Source organism: Saccharibacillus deserti (genome assembly GCF_013618475.1).
Taxonomy (GTDB): domain Bacteria; phylum Bacillota; class Bacilli; order Paenibacillales; family Paenibacillaceae; genus Saccharibacillus; species Saccharibacillus deserti.
Genome location: NZ_JABJVN010000004.1, coordinates 116308 through 139390 on the forward strand (window position 1 = coordinate 116308; position 23083 = coordinate 139390).

Here is a 23083-nt window from a genome sequence, read left to right on the forward strand (position 1 = left end):
CTTCGGTCAAATCGATCATTACCCGTATATTCGCCGGATGACCTCCTCGAATTCCGGCTCTCTCATCTCTACGTCGTCGATCTCTCCCCAGCTTCCGAGCTCGCGCAGCACGTCCATGGTCCGCGTCTCCTGCCGGTTCACTTCGACCGTCAGCGTGTGTTTGCCGCGCGCTACGATGCGCAGCGGCAGCGACGCTCCGCCGACGGTCCCGAGAGCCGCGGATTGCGCCGTTCCCTGCCGCTCTCCGGGAACGGTGCAGCCGTCCCGATACGTCACCTTGATCTCTGTCGGCAGTCCGATCTCCCGCCGCAGGCCTTCCACCGTGCCGTCATAGGTCAGGCGTCCTCCCCCGATCACCATCACCCGGCGGCACAGCTGCTCGATATCGTCCATATCGTGCGTGGTGAGCAGGATCGTTTTGCCGAATTCTTCATTCAGCGTTTTCAAAAATCCCCGGATATTCCGCTTCGCATTCACATCCAGCCCGATCGTCGGCTCGTCCAGAAACAGCAGCTCCGGATCGTGGAGCATCGCCGCCGCGATATCCGCCCGCATTCGCTGTCCGAGCGACAGCTTGCGCACCGGCGTATCCCAGAACTCGTTCAAGTCCAGCAGCTTCGCAAATTGATCCAGCCGCCTGTCTTTATCCGCGTCGCTCACCCCGTACATCCGGGCGAGAATATCATACGAATCCTTGACCGGCAGATCCCACCACAGCTGGCTTCGCTGACCGAATACGACGCCGATTCCGGATGCGCAGCGCGCCCGTTCGGCATGGGGATCGATGCCCGCCAGTTTGACTTGTCCCTCAGACGGATGCAGAATACCGGCCAGCATCTTGATGGTCGTCGACTTGCCGGCCCCGTTGGGGCCGATATAACCGACGAATTCTCCTTTTTCCACCGTAAAGCCGATACCTTTCACCGCTTCTTTGACCCGGTATTCCCTGGCAAAAAGCGAGCGTACGCCGGCGAAGCGCCCCTGCGCCACGACCGGCGTTTTGAAACTTTTGCCCAGGCCCGCCGCTTCGATTGCCGGTTCCTGAACGCGTTTGACCGTATTCATCGCATAGCCTCCTTCAGCTTCCCGTGCTCTGATACCTGCTGATCCCGAACGCCCAGAACCGCAGGGCAAACAGCAGCACCAGGCAAGCGGCAGCGGCCAGCAGCGGAAATACCCAGATTCCGAGCTCTCCCCGCAGAATGTACAGCGCGGGCAGATAATTGACGAGCCCGACCGGAATCGCCGTCAGCAGCAGGACGCCCATCCAGTTCGGATACAGCGTGAGCGGATAACGGGCCGCCGTCTGCGCCGCGTCTTCGGTCATATTTTGCAGCATTGAGATCCGCGTCGTCCAGAACCCGCATGTCGCCGTGGCCAGGCCGATCGCGAACAGCACCACCGCTCCGGTCAACACGGCAAAAACCGTCTGCGGAATCGCCCACCACGTCACCTGGCCGCTGCCCAGCATCGCGCCGAGCGCCCAGATCATAATCGCTCCGCCCTGAATCACTTCCCCGAACATAACCCGGAAACTGCGGGGCATCAGCGTCAGCAGCACGGGCAGGGGCTTGGTCAGCAGCTGATCCAGCTCCCCTTCGACCAGATAGCGCTCCAGATGATGCACTTCGTCCCCGAAAGTGCGATAAATCGTTTTGGAAAAAGTCATCACGGCAAACAAATACCCGACCTCGTGTACGCTCCAGCCCTGGACCGAACCGAACTTCGCCAGCACGATCGCCACCATGAGGAATTCGGACAGCTGGATCAGCGCCGCCAGGATCGATCCCAGCGCAAAGTTGAACCGGTACTGCATCCGGCTGCGGATACTGGTACGGATCAGCAGCCGATACAGCTTTATGTAACTTCGGACCGCCCGTAGTCTGCTTGTCCGATTGTTCGCAATCTCCGTCATCCTCCCTGCACCTCCACCTTATGCCGCAGCAGACGCGTAGCGAGCAGACACAGCAAAGTCAGCACCGCGCACCAGGCCAGCGTGCCAAGCAGCAGGACCGCTTCTCCTTTGCCTAGGTACAGCTGTGTCGGAGCATAGAGCATAAACGGATACGGAGACGCCCATGCGATGTGCTGCAGCCAGAGCGGCAGCCATTGCAGCGGGATAAAAAAACCGGCCAGCAGATTCATCATCGCCTGATTACCCCAGTAGAGCCAGGAGGATTCCGTCGTCCACAGCGAGCTGATCCCGATCAGATAATTCAGACAAAGCGACACATATGCCGCTCCCGCGAGCGCAAGCAGCGCGATCGGCAGCGTCCTCCCGTTCTCCGCCGGAGTCAGGCCGAGCGCCAGCAGCATGATGAGGTACACGGGAATCGATTTGTACAGAAACTGATACGCGACCTGCCCCGCTTCCTTGGCGGCGAGATGCGCAAACAGATGGACCGGACGCATCAGGTCGAGCGCGATCTGCCCCGTGCGGACCGACTGCGGAATGCCGAGGCCGTTCGTCGTGAAGCTCGAGACCCACAGCGAAGCCTGGGTAAACGTGATGTAGTGCATCATGCCGAGCATGCCGTATTCGCCGAGCGAATGGTCGCGGCCGAGCCCGATCCAGATGCAGGCGTACAGATAGCCGAAGATGGCACTCGCGAAATTATGCAGCAGATGCGAACCCCGGTACTGGATGTTGCGGGCGTAGGCTTTGGCGGCCAGCACCCTGTAAAGCCGGATATTTCCTGTAAACGAACTTGCCCTGAAAGAAATCATCTTACACCTCCGATAAGCTTTGGGTTGACGGTGAACGTCCACTTCAGACAAGGTGAAAAAAAGAGAAGGTCACTAATATAGCAGAGATTGGGAAAGGCATGCAAGCGTTTTTTGGAGAAAAGAGGAAACGATCGGCGCGGCAGACACGCTTTTACAGCAGCCCCGCCGAAGCTTCCAGGATCCGGCGGATCGTCCGCACCCGCTCGGGATCGATCGGCGCCGACGGATCGCCGCCGAAGCGGGCCGCGGACCCGATATGGATCCGGTTCGCGCCCGTCGCGTCCAGGAACGGACGCAGATTGTCCGCCGTCAGGCCCGCGCCGGCGAGAATCCGCGGCGGCCGCCCCGCGGAGCGGCGCAGCAGCTCCGCCAGCACCGCGGCCCCCTCGGGCGCGCCCGGCGCTCCGCCCGAGGTCAGCACGTCCGTCACCTGCGGGTAGACGGACAGCGTATCCAGCGCGCGCCGGAGGTCGACGGCCTCGTCGAACGCGCGGTGAAACGTGAACGCGAGGCCCGGCCCCGCGTTCAGGAGCCCGGCCAGCGCGGACTCGTCGACCGTCCCTTCCGGCGTCAGCACGCCGGTCACGACGTCAAGTCCGCCTGCGGCCGAGATGCGGCGAATATCCCGCCGCATCGTCTCCTGTTCGTCTTCGGAGTAGACGAACCCTCCTCCCCGCGGCCGGACCATGACGCGGATCGGCACCCGCACCGCGCGGCGCATCTCCGCCGCGCGCGACAAGTCCGGCGTCACGCCGCCGACCCCCGGATCGGCGATCCATTCGATCCGGTCCGCGCCGCCATATTCGGCAGCCGCCGCCTCTTCCGGCGTGCAGGCAATTACTTCAAGCCGCATAGTCTCGTCCTCCTTCCCGAATTGACTCCATGATAACGCAAGTTTCGGCGGCAAGTCACGCGCGGCGCGCGCCCGGTCTCGCCGGGCCACGCCCCCTTGATCCCGGCCGCAGGCGCGGAGCTCTTCGAGCGGGCCGCCTGGATCGCTCTGCTTGTTTGGCCTGCCTTATCGGTAGCACGATAACGGCCGGCGGTTGCGACCCAGGTAGGGCGCGGCGCTGTTGGATGGTTTGGTTGGGTTCGGCATCGTTCCCGATGCTTAGCCCGCGCTAACGGATCGATATGACGCTTAGCGCTCCGAATCCGCGGCTTACAGACCTGTTTGCGCCGCCTAACGGACATGCGGTCCGTTAGAATCCAAAGGATGCTTAAAAAAGCCGTCTAACGGACATGCAATCCGTTAGAAAGCCATTCGGTCCGCAAACAAAAAGGAGAGGCGCATCGCCTCTCCTCAACGTGCCGAGAAAGTCTGATCCCAAATAAAGCGAGGAGGCTGCGGGAGAAATTCAGTGCAGGAGCTAAAGCATTTCGAAGAAATGCACTTCGGAAGCATAAACTAACGAATCTCTCCCGCGCTCCCGCTTGCGGGCGCTCGGCTCTTCGCTTACCGGAACTCCGGCGGCGTCCGGCGCGCGACGCCGGTGCGCAGCGCCGCCTGGACGACGGCGTCGCGGATCCGGTCGACCACTTTGTCGTTGAACACGCTCGGGATGATATACTGCTCGTTCAGCTCGTCGTCTTCGACGACCGATGCGATCGCCTGGGCGGCCGCCACTTTCATCTCTTCGTTGATCACGCTCGCGCGGCAGTCCAGCGCGCCGCGGAACATGCCGGGGAAGCAGAGGACGTTGTTAATCTGGTTCGGGAAATCGCTGCGGCCCGTCGCCAGGACGCGCACATGTTCTTCCGCGAGTTCGGGATCGATCTCCGGATCGGGATTCGACATGGCGAACACGATCGGATCGGGCGCCATCGATTTGATATGATCCAGCGTCAGCAGGTTGGGACGCGATACGCCGACAAAGACGTCCGCGCCGGCAATCACCTGCTCCAGCTGCCCCGTTTCCCCGTTCGGATTGCAGTTATCCGCGATCCAGTCCCACATTTCGTTGTCGTATTTCTCGGCTTTGTGCAGCGCTCCGCAGTGGTCGACCGCGACCAGATTATGCGCGCCCGCCGACAGCAGCATTTTGACGCAGGCCGAACCGGCCGCCCCGATTCCGAGCACGACGATCTTCGCGTCTTCCAGCTTTTTGCCGACGATCCGCAGGGCGTTCAGCAGACCCGCCAGTACGACGACGGCCGTTCCGTGCTGATCGTCGTGGAATACCGGAATGTCCAGTTCCTCGGTCAACCGGCGCTCGATTTCGAAGCAGCGGGGCGAACCGATATCTTCAAGGTTGATCCCCCCAAAAGCCGGAGCGATCAGCTTGACGGTACGGATAATCTCTTCGGTGTCTTTGGTGTCGAGACAGATCGGGAAAGCATCCACGCCGGCGAACTGTTTGAACAGCATCGCTTTGCCTTCCATGACGGGCATGGCGGCTGCCGGACCGATATCGCCCAGACCGAGCACAGCCGTGCCGTCGGATACGACCGCGATCATGTTGCGTTTGACTGTCAGGGTAAAAGCTTTCTGCGGATCTTCGTGAATGGCCATACAGACTTTTGCCACGCCGGGCGTGTAAACATGCGACAAATCTTCGCGGTTTTTGACCGGCGTTTTCGCGCGGATTTCGATCTTCCCGCCCAAATGCGCCAGGAATGTCCGGTCCGACACGTTGACGACTTTGACGCCGGGCAGCGCTTCGACCGCTTTCAACACCGCTTCGCGCATTTTTTCCGGGAGATTGACGGTCAGGTCGCGGATCGTATGCTCCGGGCTGGCGTGGATCACGTCGATCGCGACGACATCCCCGCCTCCGTCGCCGATCGCACCCGCCACTTCGCCGAACGTCACCTGCTTTTTGTCCATCTGCAAACGTATGATCATACTCGTTCCAAGGGCCATCGTCTACCTCCTGAGAATACGGTTTTGGCGGAAGGTCCAAGACCTCGCTCGCTGTCTGATAACGCTTACACAGTAAATCCGGACTCATTATAACATAGTTCGCAAACAAAAGATTCACCTGCCGTCCTCATGTTATAATAGAAAAGACCGAGAGACCCTGCTGCAGACAAATACAGAGACCAAATACACGGCGAGAGCGCGGCATACCGGTATACTTGTCGCGACATCCGCATACGGAGGGAACCTGAACATGGAGAAACGCATCGTCTTTTTCGATCTGGACGGTACGCTGCTGAACGACGACAAAGGCATCAACGATTCGACCCGGGAGGCGATCGCCGCCTTGAAGAAGGAAGGCCATATCGTTGCGATCGCAACCGGCCGCGCGCCTTTCTTTTTCGAACATATCCGCCAAGAACTGAATATCGACACTTATGTCAGCTATAACGGTTCGTATGTCGTGCTTGAAGGCGAAGTGGTGTTCACCAACCCGCTCGACGAGAGTTCCCTGCAGGCGCTGACCGATCTCGCGCTGCAAAACGAACACGCCGTCGTCTATATGGATCATGAAGATATGCGCGCCAACGTACCGGACAGCGAACGGATCAACGAAAGTATGGGGACGCTGAACGTCGGCATGCTGCCCGCACACGATCCGCTCTACTACAAGGACCGGTTTATTTATCAGTCGCTGCTGTTCTGCGCGGAAGGCGAAGAGAAAGCTTACGAAGAACTGCTGCAGGCTTTCGATTTCGTGCGCTGGCATCCGTTCTCGGTGGACGTCGTTCCGGCCGGAGGCAGCAAGTTCAAAGGCATCGGCAAAATTACCGAGAAGCTCGGCATTCCTCTGGAGCGCCAATACGCTTTCGGCGACGCGCTGAACGATCTGCAGATGCTCCAGGGTATTCCGAACAGCGTTGCGATGGGCAGCGGACTGCAGGAAGCCAAGGATGCGGCCAAATGGATCACCACCTCGAACAACGAAGACGGCATTGCCCACGGACTCAAGCTGGCCGGACTGCTCTAGGCAGAGCGAACGGACGCATCATTATCTACAAGAATCGGAGGCGCAACGATGGAGCCAAGCATTATCTTTTTCGATATTGACGGAACGCTTGTGGACGAGCAGAAGAAAGTTCCGCCGTCCGCCAAGGAAGCGGTGGCCGAACTGAAACGCCGGGGACATATCGTCGCAATCGCGACGGGACGCCCGCAGTTCATGTTCAAGGAAATCCGCGAAGAGCTCGGCATCGACACTTACGTCAGCTACAGCGGACAGTATGTCGTACTAAACGGTCAAGTCATCTACACGAATCCGATCGATACCCGCGCGGTCGAACAGATGACGGAGATCGCGTTGAAGCACAATCATCCGGTCATCCTGATCGACGACGAACAGATGACGGCCACCGTGCCGGACGACGAATTCGTCGCGCAGGGCTTCGGCATGATGCTGAATTATATCTCGCTGTCGACGCCGGACCCGCACTTTTACAAAGAGAAGTTCGTCTACCAGGCTTCGCTGTTCTGCAGCGAGGCGGACGAAGCGCTGTATCACGCGATCTTCCCTTCCCTTTCTTTTATCCGCTGGAATCCGCTGTCGGCCGACGTGCTGCCGGCGGGCGGAAGCAAACTTGAAGGCATCCGCAAAATCACGGAAAAGCTCGGCATCCCGCCGGAGCGCCAGTATGCGTTCGGCGACGCGCTGAACGATCTGGAGATGCTCGAAGGGATTCCGAACAGCGTCGCGATGGGCAACGGACTGCCCGAGATCAAGGAAGTCGCCAAGTGGGTTACCAAAACGAACGAAGACGACGGCATTGCGCACGGATTAAAGATGGTCGGTCTGCTGTAACCGGGACCACGCTGCGCAGATCATGCCTGCCGTGCGGATTGCCTGGGCGGCATCGTTCCCTTTGGGCGGTGCAGCCTAGGCAGCTTCCGGCACGGGCGGAAGCTGCCTTGTTACGAAGCCCAGCAGCGATCGGGAACCCTGTTCACGCCAAGCGAACAGGGTTCTTTTAGATGCCTGCGGCTTGGATTGATTGGGATCGGCTCGATTCGGTTTGGATCCGCTTCGACGCGCTCCGCTCTGCCGTCATCGACGACATCGTGTGCTATAATGAAAAACAGACTAATTCAATTTCCTGGAGGTTCAACCTGCTATGCTTACTTTTGAACAAAAAACCGCGATCCTGGATTCGTTTCCGGAACTGGAACGCAAAGACGTCTCGCTCGGCCGCGTCAATTACCACTTTGAAGGCAGCGCGCACGAGAAGAAGACGGTCGGCTACCGCTTCCATCCGAACGGAAACGGCTATGTGTTCGCCGGACTCCTCGGCGATTACGATACGGACGACAAAGGCTTCGTGAACGTCCGCGACTTTACGGAAGAGCAGCTGCGCGAGATCGTCGAAGCTTCGATCCGTTCGCTGGCTCCGGGCACGGGCTCCTCTTCGAAGAGCCCGAAACCGGCGCAGCCGGCTCCTTCCGCCGCACCCGGCGACGAGACCTGGACGGACGGCGGCGATCAGGAACTGATCCTGAAGCTGGAAGACGAGACTTACTTCATCTACTCCGGCTTCAGCCTGGAGATGGCTTTCGAGACGCTCGAAGAAGCGGAAGAGTATCTGCAAGAAGAAGGATTCTCTCGCAAGTAGCCGCTTCCGAACATCTGCCCGGTTTTCGATTCAAAAAAACGCTTCGACAAGGGTCTTTTGACCGCTGTCGAAGCGTTTTTTCGATCTATTCGGGGGCCGGTACTGCGCCGGCTACGGGAACAAAGCGCCGATTGCCTCGATCGGCCTCAGCGAGCGTCCGCGCAGCACCTCGATGCCCTGGATCACCGCGATCCATTCGTATTCGCTGACGCCGCCGTCTTGGGTATCATCGGTCTGCAGCCAGTATTCGTCGCTTTTGAGCGGATGCTTTTTACGGTCGACAAAAGCCGCTTCGCTCGTTCCTTCGATTCGGTAGCCGCCGATGTCTTCCACGATCAGATAGAACCCGCGTTCACCGGCATCGTATTCGAAGCGCTTAACGGAAAAAGCCGATTCCCGGCTCAACGTGCCGGCGATTTCTTCTTTGGCATTCCGGATCGTCCAGCGATCGGGCGACCGTTCCCGGCAGGCGCGATACAGGACGTAATCGTCGCCGTCGAGGACGTAAAGACCGCCTTCGCCTTCTCCCCGGTAATCGATCGATCCTTTTCGGTTTCCGCCGATCTGCCGGATCACGCTTTTGCCGAACATTTTTTTGCCGCCAAAATACAGTTCCATGCCTGCCTCCCTTCGTCTCGCCTACGTCCAATCCGCTCCGTCGCTCTGCACATCGACCAGATCGGCCTGCATGTCTTCCGCAACCGCTTGGATATCTTCGGGCGTAATCTGAATCAGGACATACCCTTCCTCGTCCCGCTTCTTGATCGCGTCTTCCCTGAAGTAACGCGGACTCCCCGGAGCCGCTTCGTCATCGTATACGAGCAGCATGCCGTCGCTCTTGCGCAGCAGCAGCCCGTCCCGCGCTTTGAACTGCCAGGGTCCGCTGTACGGTTCCTTGCTGACCAGCCCGTAGTAATCAATCTGCTTCTGCAGGTTCTGCCAGTATTCTTTTTTCTCGTCGCTCCACTTCTCGTCCATGCCCGCAAAAGCGGCCAATACGGACAGTTTGAGCTGCGGGTAGTCTTTTTTCAACTCGATCACCGCTTCGCATGCCCACAGATCGACGCCGTATTGGCCGGGAGTCAGCACCCATTCGAGTCCTTCCTCGACCAGCGGAATCAGCCGGCGCTTGATCGCTTCGCGAATGAACGGAATCCCCGGATGCTTCTGGTTGAAGATGCCGAGTTCGTTCGCACGGTAGCCGGTCACAAGCAGATTTTTCACTCCGATACAGCCTCCCGAATCCATTTACCTTCAGTTTACCATAAGCGCAGAGCCGTTTCCCCCCGCTCGCCCGCGTCGTATTCGAACTTTTTGCTGAGCAGGGTGAATCTCGGACGAAGCACGCCGAGCTCGTTCTCTCTTGCGTCCAGCACTCTCCAGCGGTTGAGCATCATTCGAAACTTGCCCGTATATCGCAGCTCGCCCTGCGGCCCGTACACATCAAGCGACGAGCCAAATGCGCTGCGCAGATCGATGCGGCCTACCGCTTCGCCGGCTTCGTTCATAATCTCCGTAATCCCTGCATTGAAAAATTTATCCGAAAAATACAGTTCCATCTCCGCCTCTTCCTTTCTTGTAGCGAACAGACGATCATCCGGCGCGTCCCGACTGGACGTCGATTGTCCCATTTATGCCCATTTTCGTTTGAGAGCGTCTGCCTTGAGGGTAATGGGTTCCAACCGGCCTTACATCATGCGGCACATCCTACAGCTCTTTGCCGGCAAAAAAGAACCGGAAGGATGAATAAGCGATCATGAAGAAAAAAATCACGGCCGCCGTGCTTACTCTGGGACTGACCCTGACCGCCTCGGCCGGCGTATATGCGGGAGCGAATCTGCAGGAGATCCGCGCCTCGCTCAACAACGGTCTGAGCCTCGTCGTCAACGGCAAAGCCTACACCGCGAAAGACGGCAACGGCAAAACGCTCGCTCCGATCACGTACAACGGCACCACGTATCTGCCGGTGCGTTCGATCGGCGAAGCGCTGAACACGCCGGTGACTTACGATGCCAAAAACAGCCGCGTCGTGATCGGCGGATCCGCATCCGGCGGTTCGACCGGCGGTACCCCTTCGACGCCTTCCACGGGCTCGTCGTCGGTACAGCGTCCGCAGACGCTTCCTTCCGATTTCCCGCTTCCGTCCGATGCCAAGATCTTCGATCTGGTCGAAGGCGTAGCCGGCGGAACGGGTACCCCGTCCGCGACGTTCCGTTATACGACGAAGCAGGATCTGCTGTCGCTCGGCAATACGTACAAGCAGTATTTCGTCAAAAAAGGCGCGACCAGCAAGTCCGAAGAAGTCAGCGCGTCGGCCTTCTCCATTGTAGACGCGGGCGGTTCGTTCTCCGTTACGCTCGACGGCAAACCGGGAACCGGCACCAGCAAAGGCTATAACGTAGTCGATGTGGTCTGGAGCGGCGAATAAAGCCAGGTGTGGCACCGCAAGGCAGCTGAATCGGGGATTCCGCGGATTAACCAAAAAGCTTCGCTTTCCCTTTGCGGGACAGCGAAGCTTTTTCTTTGGTCGATTTGCGGCTGTTCGCGGCGAAGGTTACCCGCGAAAACGCCCCATCAACACCGTGGCGTAGAACCGGCCGTCCGCGTGAATCCGGTCGCGTTGGAGTACGCCTTCTTTTTCAAATCCGTATTTGCCGTACAGCCGGATCGCCGAAACATTCGTTTCGACGACCGACAGAGTCAGCTTGGTCAGACCGACTGCACCCGCATGCTCCAGCAGCGATTCCAGCAAAGCCGAACCGATGCCGAGCCCCCAATAATCCCGCAGTACGCCGAGCCCCAGCTCGGCCCGATGCGCAAACCGCTTGAGCGGACGGCCTTCGCAGCGTGCATAGCCGACCAGCTTCCCTTCGATCTCCGCAACCGCAAACAGATTCACCGGACTTGCCGTATCGGCTTCGATCAGCGCGGCGAAGCCCGATTCGTCGATCGGCGCTTCGCCGGATTCGCGGTCCATATGTTCCGTCTCGCCGTCGATCCGGCTCCGCAGATCCGGCAGTTGAACCGCATCCGCCTCCTTGGCGGAGCGGATCGCGTACACGGTATTTTTGACGGTAAAAGTTCTAAAATCGATCCGCATGCGCCGCTTCCTCTCGCTTCCTTTTCTCGAATCATGTTATTCTAACCCAAACGAAGGAATACGGGCAAACGAAAGGAGACGCATCCCATGGAGCAGCCTCAAAAGAAGTACCGGGTCGGTGTCGAAGTCACCCTGGATGTCATCGGCGGCAAATGGAAAAGTCTGATTCTCTATCATCTGGTCTCCGGCACGAAAAGATTCAACGAACTCAAGCGCCTCATCCCCGAGATCAGCCACAAGATGCTGACCCAACAGCTGCGGGAGCTGGAGCGGGACGGTGTTCTGCTGCGCCGCGATTACGAAGAAGTGCCGCCCAAAGTCGAATACGAATTAAGCGAATACGGAAGCGGTTTGATCGGTGTGCTGGACTTTTTCTGCTATTGGGGCGAAGCCCATCTGGACCGGGTATACGGCGACAGACGCCTGATGCTGGAAGACCCGTTCGAAGCGGATTCCGACCTGGCCGGCACGGCGGATTGATCCAAGCGGAGCGGTTACCGAAAAGTGCGTACTTAACAAGAACTTCTCCCGCTTCTACAATGGGCTCAAGAGGGATTCGAAACCGTTTGTCTTCGATCCTACCCATTTCATAATCAGGAGGAATGACCGACATGCACACTTTGATTATCGCCGCCCACCCGTCCCTGGATGCTTCGCGCGTCAACCGCAAATGGCTGGAGGAAGCCCGTAAATACCCGGAACGGATTACGGTAAGTTCCCTGCACGAGAAATACCCGGACGGCGTGATCGATATCGCCGCCGAGCAGGCGCTGGTAGAATCCCACGACCGGATCGTCCTGCAGTTCCCGTTCTACTGGTTCAACTGCCCGCCGATGATCAAGCAGTGGCTGGACGAAGTGCTGCTGGAAGGCTGGGCTTACGGCGAAGGCGTCGATCTGTTCCGCAGCAAAAGCCTCGGCCTCGCCATCACGGCCGGCGTCCGGGAAGAAGACTACCGGCCGGGCGCGGAGTTTCGATATGAGATGGCCACGCTGCTCACTCCGTTCGAGCTTACGGCGCAGTATATTCAGGCGCGTTACGAAACGCCTTTTGTCCAATACGGCGTAAACTCGCGGACAAGCGACGCAGAGATCGAGCGGAGCGCGAAGCGTTATGCGGACTATTTGCTGCAAACGCGGGAAGAGCCCGTTTTGCTCGAATCGGAATGAGTCCGCAGAAGCCTATGGACCTTGGGCCGGACTTCCTGTTGCCTTTTGCTACGCGAAAAAGGCGGACTCGTTGGAGTCCGCCTTTTCTTGTGTTTCGTATTCGGTTCGATTCACAGTCTCACTGCACCTTAGTCTTCACCGACTGCGTCGTTACCCACCTGCCCTGCTTGTCGTACGCCAGGACGTCGAGGGTGATATTTTTCCCTTTGTACTTGGAAAAATCGATTTCGGCCGTCCAGGGAGGAGTCGTCGTAACGCCTATCTGCTTGCCGCCGATCTTATAGACGACTTTGCCAAGCGTCGGCGACCAGGTCTTGACGTAGCCGGAGACTTTGAGCTTTTGGGCCGGAACGGTCGTCGTGATCGGATTGTAAGACAGCGTAGTACTGCCGCCGACCGCGCTCAGATAATACGGATTCGCGATTGCTTTTTTGTACGCCGCCAGCATCTTGTCGTTGTTTGACAGTCCATAGTATTTGACCCGATCGGTCGTGCCTTTGGAGTCGACATCGAACCAGAACGCCGCTTTGACTTTCGGATATTTCATCGGCAGCGTCGCGTACAGCTGCTGCGCCTGATACACCGACCACTCGGTCACATCGCGCATCTTCTCCGGATACATGTACGAGACCGAACCTTCGGCGATCATGATCGGTTTGCGGTCGGCATACCACCCGTAGACCGCGTCCAGTTTCTGAATGTGGCTGCTGCGGTCGATTCCCTGCCCCAGCGGATCCGCGGTCGGATTGTAGATCGAATACAAGCTGACGCCGACCCAGTCGACGTATTGGTCGCCCGGGTAATAGCTCTGGATATTATCGATCGGATTCGCGCCGGGCGCCCACAGCATCGCGACGTTATCCGGCGCTTCCCGGTGAAACACGTCGGCGACCAGACGAAACTTCTCGATATAGGTCTTGGGCGTACTTTTCCAAGGGGTCCAGTTGCCGTTCATCTCGTTCGCAAACCTCAGGAAGATCGGCACGCCGGAAGCCGCGGCATCCTTCGCCAACTGCTTCAGGTAGGCGTCGTTCTTCACCTGCGCCATTCCGCTAAGCGGCTGCACGCCAAGTTCAATCGCCGTGCCGTTGCGCTTGGCCGCTTCGATATGCGACCGGATCGTGGACAGCGGCGCGCCGTAGTTGAAGTAGATCAGGTAACCCGCGTGCTTCCTGCCGGTAAACTTCGGATACTCGTCCGTATAGAATTTGCCGCTTGTCGCATGCACTTTCTTGTTCTGTTCCGCATAAGCTCCGAGCAGAATGCCGTTCGCCGGCTCGAGCGGAGCCAGTCCGCGCTCCCGGTTCCCGAGCGCGGCGGCCGACAGTCCCGTCTCGTAATACAGCTGCACGGAGCTGCGCAGGGCATCCGCTTTGCGCTTGACCGCGATACTGTCCTGGACCAGATTCACCTTGGCATAATACGCCGATTCCAGATCCCAACTCGCGACGGCTTGGTCGTACTGCTTGAGCTTCACATACGCTTCGCCGGCATTGCGGTACATCCGTCCGGCATTGCCGTAATCGCGGCTGGAGGCCATTTCCCGGCCCGCCTGCTCGTATTTGGCGATCGCCTGCGCATATTTGCCCTGCTTGTCCAGCCGCATGGCTTCATTGTACAGATTCCAGACGCTGTAAGCCTGCGCCGGTTGGGGCTGCACCGTCGCAGCCGTTCCTGTCAGCAGCGCGGCCGTCAACAGCACCGCTCCCCATTTTGCCGCTTTTTTGCCTATTCCCCGAAATTCCAAAATGCTCATCCCCTCTGCTTCCCTGTCTGTTCCCGACTCTGGGCCGGTCGCTTGCCTGCCGGCCGCCTTTCTTTTTATCGGCAAAAAGGCCCCTTTCGCTTAAGAAAGAGGCCTTCGGATTTAAAGTTTGAATCTTGCGACCAAGCGTTCCAGTTCGCCTGCCATCTCGGACAAGGACACTGCGCTGGCGGACATTTCCTGCATGGAAGCCGCCTGCTGTTCGGACACGGCCGACACGCTCTGGATTTCTTCCGCCGTGCGTTCCATCTGCGCGCCGCCTTCCATGATCGAAGAAGCTACACGCTCGACGACTTGAACCATTTCTCCGGACGCCTGCACGGCCTGTTCGCTTTGAATCCCGACCCGTCCGACCGTTTCGCGGATATTCCCGAACAGATCGCCCGTCGCGCGAATCGCTTCGCTTCCGGCAGACACCTGGCCCGTCGCTTCGGCGATGACTTTGCTCAGCCGCTCGGCATCGGAACGGACCATATCGATCATGCTGATAATCTGGGCGGCGGAAGACGACGATTGTTCGGCCAGTTTGCCGACTTCGCTTGCGACGACGGCGAAGCCTTTGCCGTGTTCGCCTGCGCGCGCCGCTTCGATCGAAGCGTTGAGTGCCAGCAGGTTGGTCTGCTTGGCGATTCCGGTAATCAGCTGCACGATTGCGCCGATCTCGATCGAGCGACGGTTCAGCGCATCGACCGCTTCGGTCATGACCGCCATGCCTTCGGTTGTCGATTCCATCTGGTGTACCGCTTGGCCGACGACCTGCCCGCCTTCCCGGGAGCGGGAACTTGCGTCTTCGGCCGCTTCGGAAGTTTCTCCGATCCGGTCGCGGATCACCACGATTTTCTCCAGCATATGCTGCATGAGATCGCCGCCGGAACGCGAAGTCGACAGCTGGCTTGCGCTCAATTCGGCCATACGCTGCATGGAAGAAGCCGAGTGCTCGGCTCCGTGCGCACTTTCCTGGGCGACCGATTTGAACTCTTCGGCGGATGCGGCCAGCGCCCCGGCCGTCCGGCCCACTTCGAGCAGAATATCGCGCTGGTTGACGCCCATCTGCTGAAGCGAAGAAGCCAGCTGCCCCAGTTCGCCTTTGAGTCCTGTTGGCAGCTCATCGATCTTGTCCAGCTCGCCTTCGGCCATATAGTTGACCTGGCGGGTCATCGTATTGAGCGGACGCGTAATGCTGCGCGAGATGATAACCGCAAGCAGCAGGGCCAAGATCACGGCAATGACAAGAGCGATGATCGAGATCGTCATGATGCTGCGCGTGGCTTCCGATTGAGCATCGGCCGAAGCGGTCATCATTTTGACTTTCTGATCGATTGCCCCGCGAAGCGCTTCCGACATCTTGCCGACCACTTCCTGCGTCTGTTTCTGCAGGGCAGCCGCCTCGTCGTCCTTGTTGGCTTCCGACAGTGTAAGAACTTGCTGCACCGCCTGTCCGTAACCTACGGCCGCTTCTTGGAACACCACGGTTCCTTCGCGTTCTTCGTCCGAAGTTTGAAGTGCCGCATAAGCCCCGACCGTGTCGTTCAGCTCTTTCAGAGCGTTATTGATGGCCTGGCGGCTTCCGCTCATATCGGCGTTATCCGTTTCCAGAATGTTGCGCATCGTCAGCTGATCGATCGTTTTCAGACGATCGTTAATTTCCTCGAGCATAACCACATTCGGGATATCATTCGATTTCAGCTTGTCCGCCCGGGTCTTGAGCGTTTGCGTGCCCATATTGGTCAAACTGTTCAACACAATAATCAATATAATCATAATCCCGAATGCGCCGAGTAACTTCTGTCTGATTGTAAACTTCAACTGGCTGTCGCTCCTCTGCTGTATGTATAATTTTTCTAGATTTAATTTCTCTCCTTATTACTTCGGCAGGCTGCCCGCTTTTGTTGAGACTTATCCTTTTTTTCGACAAAAAAAGACCTTTCGGCTGCGCCGATCGGTCTGTATGGGACAAACGGGGAAGGCTGCCGGCTTAGAAAGCCGGATACGTATCGGTGTATTCTTCTTCCAGGAACTTCGCGACTTCGGGTCCGCGCATACGCTCAGCCAGCTTTTGGATCGCCGGATCGTCTTTGTTGTCTTCACGGGCCATCAAGGTGATCGCGAAGGCTTCCATGTCTTTTTCGACAATCAGCGCATCTTTCTTGGCCGACAGTCCGAGAGGTTTGGCGTAAGCCGGATACATCGTCACAAGATCCGCGTCGTCCATCATCCGGTTCAGCGTCAGCAGATCGACTTCCTTGAACTGCAGATTCTTCGGATTCGATGTGATGTCCTGCAGTCCGGCTTTGATGCCCGCGCCTTCTTTGAGTTCGATCAGATCGTTCTGCTCAAGCAGCAGCAGCGAATGCGCAATATTCGGCGGATCGTTCGGGATTACGACAACTGCGCCGTCCGGCAGCTCGTCGATCGATTCGTGCTTGCTCGAGTAACCGGCGTACAGCGCGTTATAGACCGGCTGTACCGGCACGATCTTGCTGCCCCGGGCTTCGTTGTAAGCTTCGGCATAAGGCACGTGTTGGAAAAAGTTCGCATCGACTTCCTTATTCGCCAAGGCGTCATTCGGCTGGATATTGTCGGACATTTCGACGATCTCCAGATTGATGCCGTCTTCCGCGAGCAGCGGCTTGACGAGCAGCAGAATCGCGTCCATCGGAGCCGGCAGCGAAGCGACTTTCAGCGTGGTCAATTCTTTGTTTTCCGTAGTTTCGGGAGCGGCGGCTTCTTTGGCGCCTTTGTCGGCCGGTTTGTCCGCCGGAGTCGAAGCGCTTTGTCCGCAGCCTGCCAGAATAAGAAACAGTGCGGTCAGAACAAGAATCAAAGACTTTTTCATGATAACGATGTACCCCCTGAATGATAGTGTTATGGCCATACGGTCTCTAGGATTTCTCTTGCTTCCGTTAACGTTTGTCGATCCGGCGCGACAAGGCGCTGCCGGCGACCTGTACAATCTGGACCAGCAGAACCATCAAAACGATCATGCAGACCGTAACGTCCATCTCGAAGCGCTGATAGCCGTAGCGGATCGCGAAGTCGCCCACGCCGCCGCCGCCGACAATGCCGACGACCGTCGAATACGAAATAAAGCTGACAATGGAGGTGGTCAAACCGAGCACAAGACCCGAGCGGGCTTCCACATACAGAAACTTGTACACGATTTCCAGCCGGGAAGCTCCCATTGAACGGGCCGCTTCCACAACGCCGCGCGGGACTTCCACAAGGGCCTGTTCGACCAGCCTCGAATATCCGGCAATGGCTACGATCGCAAGCGGAAGAGTCGCGGCCGTCGTCCCGATCGTCGTTCCGACTATGGCCCGGGTGATCGGGAACATGAATACGACCAGCAGCAGGAACGGGAAAGAGCGGATGACATTGACAAGCGTGTTCAGAAAAGCCGAGGCGGTACGGTTTGCCAGCATCTCACCCGGCCGGGTCAAATAGATGAGCGTTCCAAGCGGAATGCCCAGAATTACAGCCGCAATCGTCGACATCCCGACCATATAAAACGTCTGTCCGATCGCTTCCCAGATCTGTTCGTGATACTGTGCCCAGATTTCCATGAATCGATCCACACTCATGACTTCTCCTCCTTGTCTATCGTGCCGAGAATTTGCTCCCGGTACGACAGCTTCGGACGGATGCCTTCTTCCGCGCGTTTCGGCAGAGCGAACGTATCGATCACTTCGCCCATTTCCATAACGGATACACTGCTGCAGATCTGCCGCACCACTTCCATCTCATGGGTTACGATCACGATCGTCACGCCTAGCGTCCGGTTGATATGCAGCAGGACGTTCAGCAGGTCTTCCGTCGTCTGCGGATCGAGCGCCGAGGTCGGCTCGTCGCAGAGCAGCAGCTTGGGACTGCTGGCCAGCGCACGCGCAATGCCCACGCGCTGCTTCTGTCCGCCGCTGAGCCTTGCCGGATACTGCCCCGTCTTGTCTTCGAGTCCCACGAACTGCAGCACTTCTCTGATCCGGCGGTCCCGGTCTTTCTTGGGTGTTCTCGAAAGTTCCAGCGCCGAGGCCACATTGCCGTACACGGTCCGGTTATGGACCAGATTGAACTGCTGAAAGATCATCCCGATCGAACGGCGGACTTCCCGCAGTTCGCGCTCTTTCATGGCGGTCAGATCGCGTCCTTCCAGCAGGACCTTCCCGGTATCGGGCCGTTCCAGCAGATTCATCAACCGCAGCAGCGTCGACTTGCCCGCTCCGCTTGTTCCGATAATGCCGTGGATGCCGCCCGTCTCGATCTCCATGCTAACGGGAAGGACGGCCCGAAATATCTGGCCCTGCGCCGTATACGTTTTGCTGACTTCCTGCAGGGATAGAATAACCGAACCCTCCTTGTATCAGTATTTTTTCGTGCTGTTTTACTGCCGAATTGACTAAATTATAAGGCAATCGTTCGGCTGTGTCACCATTTTTGATAAGAATTTTAATATTAGTTTTACAATTGGCGCAGCGGCGCGTATGCTTGTTCGTGCAAGAGAAAACGGCTTTTCGGACAAAAACGTTTCGATTATTCGTTTATTTGTTTTTCGCCTGAAGATTTTGAGCGAGGAGAATGGCACGAAGCAAAAGACCGGATGCGGCACCGTACAGCAAATGCGCGGCCAGCCACCAGCCCCAAGCGGACAGGCTGTCGATCGGGGGCGTGCCTCCGGCGGACAGCAGCGTTGTCGGATAGAGCAGCAGACCCACCGCGCCGCCGATAAGCGCCGTCACGAAAATCATTTCGTTCGTGGACAGGAGTATGCGCCGCGCTCTTTTTTGCCACAGCAGACCGAGAACCATGCACAGCAGCGCGGAAATCACCAAATGAATCCCGAATTCCGTCACTTCGTCCAATCGGACCCGGTTCAACACCGGGATATAATCCGTGTTCAGCAGCAGCCGGTATACCCGGTGTCCGCTGTAGAGCTGGGCTCCTTTGAGCATCAAGCCAAGCAGCGTGCCCGAAGCCAGGCCGGCTGCCGCGAAAGCGAGCAGGAACGCGAAGAGCCGTTTTGTTTTCAGTCTGTCCATGGGGCGCCCTCCTTGTCGTATGCCGTCCGCGGCCGACTGCCGCTTCGGTCTTTATTCTTTTACCCCGGAAAAAGGTTCCGTACATTCTTTTTCGCGGATGCTCTTCCGCTTTTTCCAAATTCGGGCGGCGCAGACGAAACAAAAGCCCGCGCCGGTCTGCGATCAGACCGGCACGGGCTCATTTATAAACATGGAAGACTGTTCAAGCTGCTACTTCTACAATCCCAGATACTCCGTAATTCCCCGGGCAATCGCTTCCGCTACCCGATTCTGCCAGGCAGGATCGGTAATCTTGTCGACATCGCCTCCGGCATACAGGAATCCGGTCTCGACCAGAGCCGTCGGCATGCTCGATTCGCGGTCGACATGCAGGTTCTGATACTTGGCTTTGCGGTCCGGCAGGCCGGTTGCGACGATCACATACTTGTGGATGGTCTCGGCCAGCTTCTTGCTCTCCGGCTTGGTATACAGCGTTTCGGTCCCGCTTGTCGGCTTGGTTCCTTTCGGCATGCTGTTCGCATGGATGGATACCATAACGTCGGCATCGACGCTCTCCGCGATCTCGACCCGTCCCTGCAGCGAGACATCCGTGTCGTCGCTGCGCGTCATGATGACGTCCAGACCTTCGACTTGCTTGAGCAGCGCCTCCACTTTGAGCGCCATGTCCATATTGACTTCTTTTTCCGTAAGCGTCGGTCCTCCGCTGTAGATCGCGCCCGTCGCTTTGCCTCCGTGTCCGGCATCGATCACGACCACTTTCTTCCCGTCGTCGCCGATTCCCGGCGTCGAAGGGCCCTGCGGCTTGTTCAGATCGACGAAGATCAGACTGCCTTCCCGGTAGACTTCGTAATTTCCGGCTTTGCTTAGATCGATCACGACGCGTACCCTCATCGGCGAATCATTGTTCAGCGCGAACCGGATTCCCGTCACGTCGGGCGAACCGCTTACCGCGATCTGTCCCTGCTGTCCGATCAGCAGCCCCTGCCCTTCGGCAAACACAGGACTGAACGAGGTATTGTTCAGATCGACAATGATCCGGTTCGGCGAATCCGCTTTGGAGACTTTCGGTTCCGCGCTGCCGCTTACGCCGATCATCAACCGGTTCTCGCTGAAGCTGATCTGCTCGACCTGCGCCGCCGTCTGCTGGCTGCCTCCCGGAACGGGAGCCGGCGGATCGACGTCATCGTTCGGTCCGGATCCATCCGGCCCTTCGATCGGCGGAGGCGACTGCAAGAACACCGTCTTCGCCCGATTGTCCCATTTGACTTGCAGTCCCATCTCGGTGCCGACCAGGCGCAGCGGCACATAAGTCGTATTCCCCTGCGAAAAAGGAGCCTGTTCCAGCGCAATGGTTCCTTCCGGCGCGGACGCCGATGTGCTGCCGAGCGTAAGGGTCAGCGTATCGCCGGAACTGCCTACCGTCACCTGCCGGCTGGCCGAATTCCATCCGACCGGATAACCGAGTTCCTCCGAGATGACCCGGATCGGCACCATCGTTGTTCCTTTCACGGTCAATACGTCTCTGGCACCGGTCACTTCCCTGTCGTTAAGCACGATCTTCGTACCCGAAGCCGCATGACCGACTTGAACCGACAAGAAAAACACCGCCGCCAAAGCAAGCACTGCCGCGATCCAAGCTTTTGCATATCCCGCCCGCATGTTTGCCTTCATCCTTTTCCCACCCCGTAACCTCTCCTTATCCGTAAAGTGTCCAAAACGCCCAAACGGCGCATTACCCATATAGACGCCGGTACCCCTCCTAAAGTTACAGGATAGCCGCGCATTTCTTGTTCAAAAATTAAAAAGCGAAGCCGGATGTCCCTCCAGGAGGGATACCCGGCTTCGCCGGCATGCGGGAATACCGCACGGTAAGGAAAAGTCGGCTTTTATTTGCCTTTTTCCTGCTTCTTCATCTCCTCGCCCAACAAAAGCAGGGATTCCGGAGCGTCCATCTCGTCGGACGCGATCATCTCGATCAGGCACAGCTTGTTCTGGCGCTGCATATCCGCTTCGCGGAAAGCACGGGCCAGTTCGCCGATTGTGGCGACGCGCTGCGTATAAGCGTCTCCGCCGAAGGCTTCGACAAGCTTCGTATAATTCCAGCCCGGGATCTCGTTGTACGGCTGGCGCTCGACCGGCACGCGGAAGTTCAGCACTTTCTCGATCGTGTACCCGCCGTTGTTGAGTACGAAGATGATCGGCTTGCAGCCGTATTCCATCATCGAACTGATCTCCTGTACGGTCAGCTGCAGCGAACCGTCGCCGGTAAAGAGCAGCACACGGCGTTTGGGTGCGGCCATGGAAGCGCCCAATGCCGCCGGAGTCGCATAGCCGATACTCTGCCAACCCGCTTGGCCGATATAATTCGCTCCCTGCGGCAGCCGTGTCTGTGCCAGACCGTAGGCAAACGATCCCGTCTCGGCGATGACGATATCGCCCGGCTGCAGCAGCCGCTGAATCAGCGGATAATACTCTTTGGAGACGAGCGGATTGCTGCCGTCGAGCTGCGTGCCGCTGTTGTACGGATGTTCGGCGGCCGGGATCGGCTGTTCCGCCGTCAGGCCCATGCCGGCCAATTCGCGCAGCATGTCTTCGCCCCGAATATCCGTATAAATATGTCCGCCGATCGTGACGGATTCCGGCTGGACGACGATCATCTTCTTCGGATTCAACCGGGCGGTCTCGCCGCCCAGATTGATGTCGGACGGCACATGGCCCGCGGCGATCAGGCAGTCGGCCTGTTCCACGAGTTCCCGTACTTTCTCGCTGGCAAGCTTCCCTCCGTACATCCCGACGTAATTCGGATGGCTCTCGTCAAAGCCCGCTTTGCCCATGATCGTCGAAGCGGCCGGGATCTGCATCCGTTCCGACAGCTCGCGGACCAGAGGCTCCCATTTCCAGCTTTTGACCTTGGCATCGCTGAGCAGTACGACCTGCTTGGCGGACTTGAGCAGCTTGCGCGCGTGCTTCGACGCCGATTTCAGCGAAGACTCGCTGGTCTTTAACGGTTCGATCTTCGCCGCCTTTGTCGCGATCGGCTGATCGACCAGATCCAGCGCTACCGACAAATAGACGGGTTTCTTGGTCTCTTTGGCAATAAAGATCGCTTTCGGAATCTCCGCCATCGCGTTGGCCGGCGTCAGCACGGCCGTATAAGCGGAGATTGGCTCGTACACGCGCCGGAACGCATCGTAATCGCCGTCCATCAGCGTGTGGTGCATGAGTTTATGCTGCTTCTGTTTCTCGGATTTCGGCGACCCCACGATATGGATCACCGGCACATTCTCGCTGTAGGCGCCGGCAAGCGCATTGACCGCGCTCAGTTCGCCGACGCCGAACGTCGTAATCAGTGCCGCCAATCCTTTGATTCTCGCGTAAGCGTCGGCCGCGTAACCTCCGTTCAGCTCATTGCGGGTCGGTACCGCCTTGATGCCTTCCCGGCTCTCGAGCGTATCGAACAGCGTGAAGTTATAATCGCCCGGCACGCCGAACACTTCCGTCACGCCTTCTTTTTTCAGACAATCGAACAGATAGGTGCCGAGCGTCGCTCTGCCTTCCCCCTGCGTGTTCGAACGGACTTTTCCCATAATCGATTTTGCCATAAAAGCACACTCCTTCCGTGATCGCGCGGCTGCACCCGTCCGGTAAGGTCCGGCGGGTCAGCCTCTAACTATGATTACCCCGCAAAAGACCCGACGGGTCAGAAAATTTAAAAATCGGCAGTTCGGGCCGTAACGAAAAGCGGCTTCCGGGCGTTCAAATCCCC

At 58.1% G+C, this 23083-nt stretch carries 23 protein-coding genes; 6 read left to right on the forward strand and 17 right to left on the reverse strand.

The genetic code is table 11. The features are described from left to right. Positions 1 to 18 precede the first annotated feature (18 nt). The 5 genes from HOP44_RS12395 to HOP44_RS12415 form a co-directional block, all read right to left on the reverse strand. Positions 19 to 1065: an ABC transporter ATP-binding protein gene (locus HOP44_RS12395; RefSeq protein WP_172253785.1), complete on the reverse strand. Its 1047-nt coding sequence runs from the start codon at positions 1063 to 1065 to the stop codon at positions 19 to 21. 13 nt (positions 1066 to 1078) lie between these two features. Next, on the reverse strand, positions 1079 to 1915 hold the full coding sequence (locus HOP44_RS12400) for an ABC transporter permease (RefSeq protein ID WP_172253794.1): 837 nt from the start codon (positions 1913 to 1915) through the stop codon (positions 1079 to 1081). After that, positions 1912 to 2727 (reverse strand): ABC transporter permease, encoded by an 816-nt coding sequence (locus tag HOP44_RS12405; protein WP_172253804.1) that lies wholly within the window; start codon positions 2725 to 2727, stop codon positions 1912 to 1914. Before HOP44_RS12405 ends, HOP44_RS12400 begins: the two co-directional genes overlap by 4 nt. A 151-nt stretch (positions 2728 to 2878) precedes the next feature. Beyond that, positions 2879 to 3580, reverse strand: coding sequence for a copper homeostasis protein CutC (locus tag HOP44_RS12410; protein ID WP_172253806.1), 702 nt, complete (start codon positions 3578 to 3580; stop codon positions 2879 to 2881). 603 nt (positions 3581 to 4183) lie between these two features. After that, complete coding sequence (locus HOP44_RS12415) at positions 4184 to 5590, reverse strand: NAD-dependent malic enzyme (protein WP_172253808.1); 1407 nt, start codon at positions 5588 to 5590, stop codon at positions 4184 to 4186. 250 nt (positions 5591 to 5840) lie between these two features. Here HOP44_RS12415 and HOP44_RS12420 point away from each other — a divergent pair, with 250 nt between their 5' ends. The 3 genes from HOP44_RS12420 (at position 5841) to HOP44_RS12430 (ending at position 8250) form a co-directional block, all read left to right on the forward strand. Continuing rightward, complete coding sequence (locus tag HOP44_RS12420; protein WP_172253810.1) at positions 5841 to 6617, forward strand: Cof-type HAD-IIB family hydrolase; 777 nt, start codon at positions 5841 to 5843, stop codon at positions 6615 to 6617. 48 nt (positions 6618 to 6665) lie between these two features. Beyond that, complete coding sequence (locus tag HOP44_RS12425) at positions 6666 to 7445, forward strand: Cof-type HAD-IIB family hydrolase (protein ID WP_172253811.1); 780 nt, start codon at positions 6666 to 6668, stop codon at positions 7443 to 7445. A gap of 310 nt (positions 7446 to 7755) precedes the next feature. Then, a complete protein-coding gene (locus HOP44_RS12430) occupies positions 7756 to 8250 on the forward strand; it encodes a hypothetical protein (protein WP_172253812.1) in 495 nt (164 codons plus the stop codon). Between the two features lie 111 nt (positions 8251 to 8361). Here the strand turns inward: HOP44_RS12430 and HOP44_RS12435 are convergent, their stop codons facing one another. The 3 genes from HOP44_RS12435 to HOP44_RS12445 are packed head-to-tail and all read right to left on the reverse strand — an operon-like array spanning position 8362 to position 9809. After that, positions 8362 to 8868, reverse strand: a complete 507-nt coding sequence (locus HOP44_RS12435; protein WP_172253813.1) for a hypothetical protein — start codon at positions 8866 to 8868, stop codon at positions 8362 to 8364. Between the two features lie 21 nt (positions 8869 to 8889). Continuing rightward, a complete protein-coding gene (locus tag HOP44_RS12440) occupies positions 8890 to 9474 on the reverse strand; it encodes an SLOG family protein (RefSeq protein ID WP_172253814.1) in 585 nt (194 codons plus the stop codon). Positions 9475 to 9509: 35 nt separating this feature from the next. Then, positions 9510 to 9809, reverse strand: a complete 300-nt coding sequence (locus HOP44_RS12445; RefSeq protein WP_181286072.1) for a hypothetical protein — start codon at positions 9807 to 9809, stop codon at positions 9510 to 9512. 197 nt (positions 9810 to 10006) lie between these two features. On the opposite strand from HOP44_RS12445, the gene HOP44_RS12450 reads away from it, so the two are divergent. Further along, positions 10007 to 10678: a stalk domain-containing protein gene (locus tag HOP44_RS12450; RefSeq protein ID WP_172253815.1), complete on the forward strand. Its 672-nt coding sequence runs from the start codon at positions 10007 to 10009 to the stop codon at positions 10676 to 10678. Between the two features lie 126 nt (positions 10679 to 10804). On the opposite strand, the gene HOP44_RS12455 is transcribed toward HOP44_RS12450, so the two are convergent. Continuing rightward, positions 10805 to 11350, reverse strand: coding sequence for a GNAT family N-acetyltransferase (locus HOP44_RS12455; protein WP_172253816.1), 546 nt, complete (start codon positions 11348 to 11350; stop codon positions 10805 to 10807). A gap of 87 nt (positions 11351 to 11437) precedes the next feature. Here HOP44_RS12455 and HOP44_RS12460 point away from each other — a divergent pair, with 87 nt between their 5' ends. Then, the gene (locus tag HOP44_RS12460) at positions 11438 to 11830 is read left to right on the forward strand and encodes a winged helix-turn-helix transcriptional regulator (RefSeq protein ID WP_172253817.1); all 393 of its coding nucleotides are present in this window, start codon (positions 11438 to 11440) and stop codon (positions 11828 to 11830) included. 131 nt (positions 11831 to 11961) lie between these two features. Continuing rightward, complete coding sequence (locus HOP44_RS12465; RefSeq protein ID WP_172253818.1) at positions 11962 to 12519, forward strand: NAD(P)H-dependent oxidoreductase; 558 nt, start codon at positions 11962 to 11964, stop codon at positions 12517 to 12519. Positions 12520 to 12637: 118 nt separating this feature from the next. On the opposite strand, the gene HOP44_RS12470 is transcribed toward HOP44_RS12465, so the two are convergent. From HOP44_RS12470 to HOP44_RS12505, 8 genes are all read right to left on the reverse strand, one after another. Further along, positions 12638 to 14275 (reverse strand): glycosyl hydrolase, encoded by a 1638-nt coding sequence (locus tag HOP44_RS12470; RefSeq protein ID WP_172253820.1) that lies wholly within the window; start codon positions 14273 to 14275, stop codon positions 12638 to 12640. Between the two features lie 111 nt (positions 14276 to 14386). Beyond that, a complete protein-coding gene (locus HOP44_RS12475) occupies positions 14387 to 16090 on the reverse strand; it encodes a methyl-accepting chemotaxis protein (RefSeq protein ID WP_172253822.1) in 1704 nt (567 codons plus the stop codon). A 169-nt stretch (positions 16091 to 16259) separates the two neighbouring features. Next, positions 16260 to 17120, reverse strand: a complete 861-nt coding sequence (locus tag HOP44_RS12480; RefSeq protein WP_172253823.1) for a MetQ/NlpA family ABC transporter substrate-binding protein — start codon at positions 17118 to 17120, stop codon at positions 16260 to 16262. 67 nt (positions 17121 to 17187) lie between these two features. After that, on the reverse strand, positions 17188 to 17865 hold the full coding sequence (locus HOP44_RS12485) for a methionine ABC transporter permease (RefSeq protein ID WP_172253824.1): 678 nt from the start codon (positions 17863 to 17865) through the stop codon (positions 17188 to 17190). Further along, on the reverse strand, positions 17862 to 18623 hold the full coding sequence (locus HOP44_RS12490; protein WP_172254211.1) for an ATP-binding cassette domain-containing protein: 762 nt from the start codon (positions 18621 to 18623) through the stop codon (positions 17862 to 17864). Before HOP44_RS12490 ends, HOP44_RS12485 begins: the two co-directional genes overlap by 4 nt. 196 nt (positions 18624 to 18819) lie before the next feature. Next, the gene (locus tag HOP44_RS12495; RefSeq protein WP_172253825.1) at positions 18820 to 19317 is read right to left on the reverse strand and encodes a hypothetical protein; all 498 of its coding nucleotides are present in this window, start codon (positions 19315 to 19317) and stop codon (positions 18820 to 18822) included. A gap of 216 nt (positions 19318 to 19533) precedes the next feature. Further along, complete coding sequence (locus tag HOP44_RS12500) at positions 19534 to 20988, reverse strand: N-acetylmuramoyl-L-alanine amidase family protein (RefSeq protein ID WP_172253826.1); 1455 nt, start codon at positions 20986 to 20988, stop codon at positions 19534 to 19536. Between the two features lie 215 nt (positions 20989 to 21203). Further along, positions 21204 to 22919, reverse strand: a complete 1716-nt coding sequence (locus HOP44_RS12505; RefSeq protein WP_172253827.1) for an alpha-keto acid decarboxylase family protein — start codon at positions 22917 to 22919, stop codon at positions 21204 to 21206. Between the last annotated feature and the right edge of the window lie 164 nt (positions 22920 to 23083).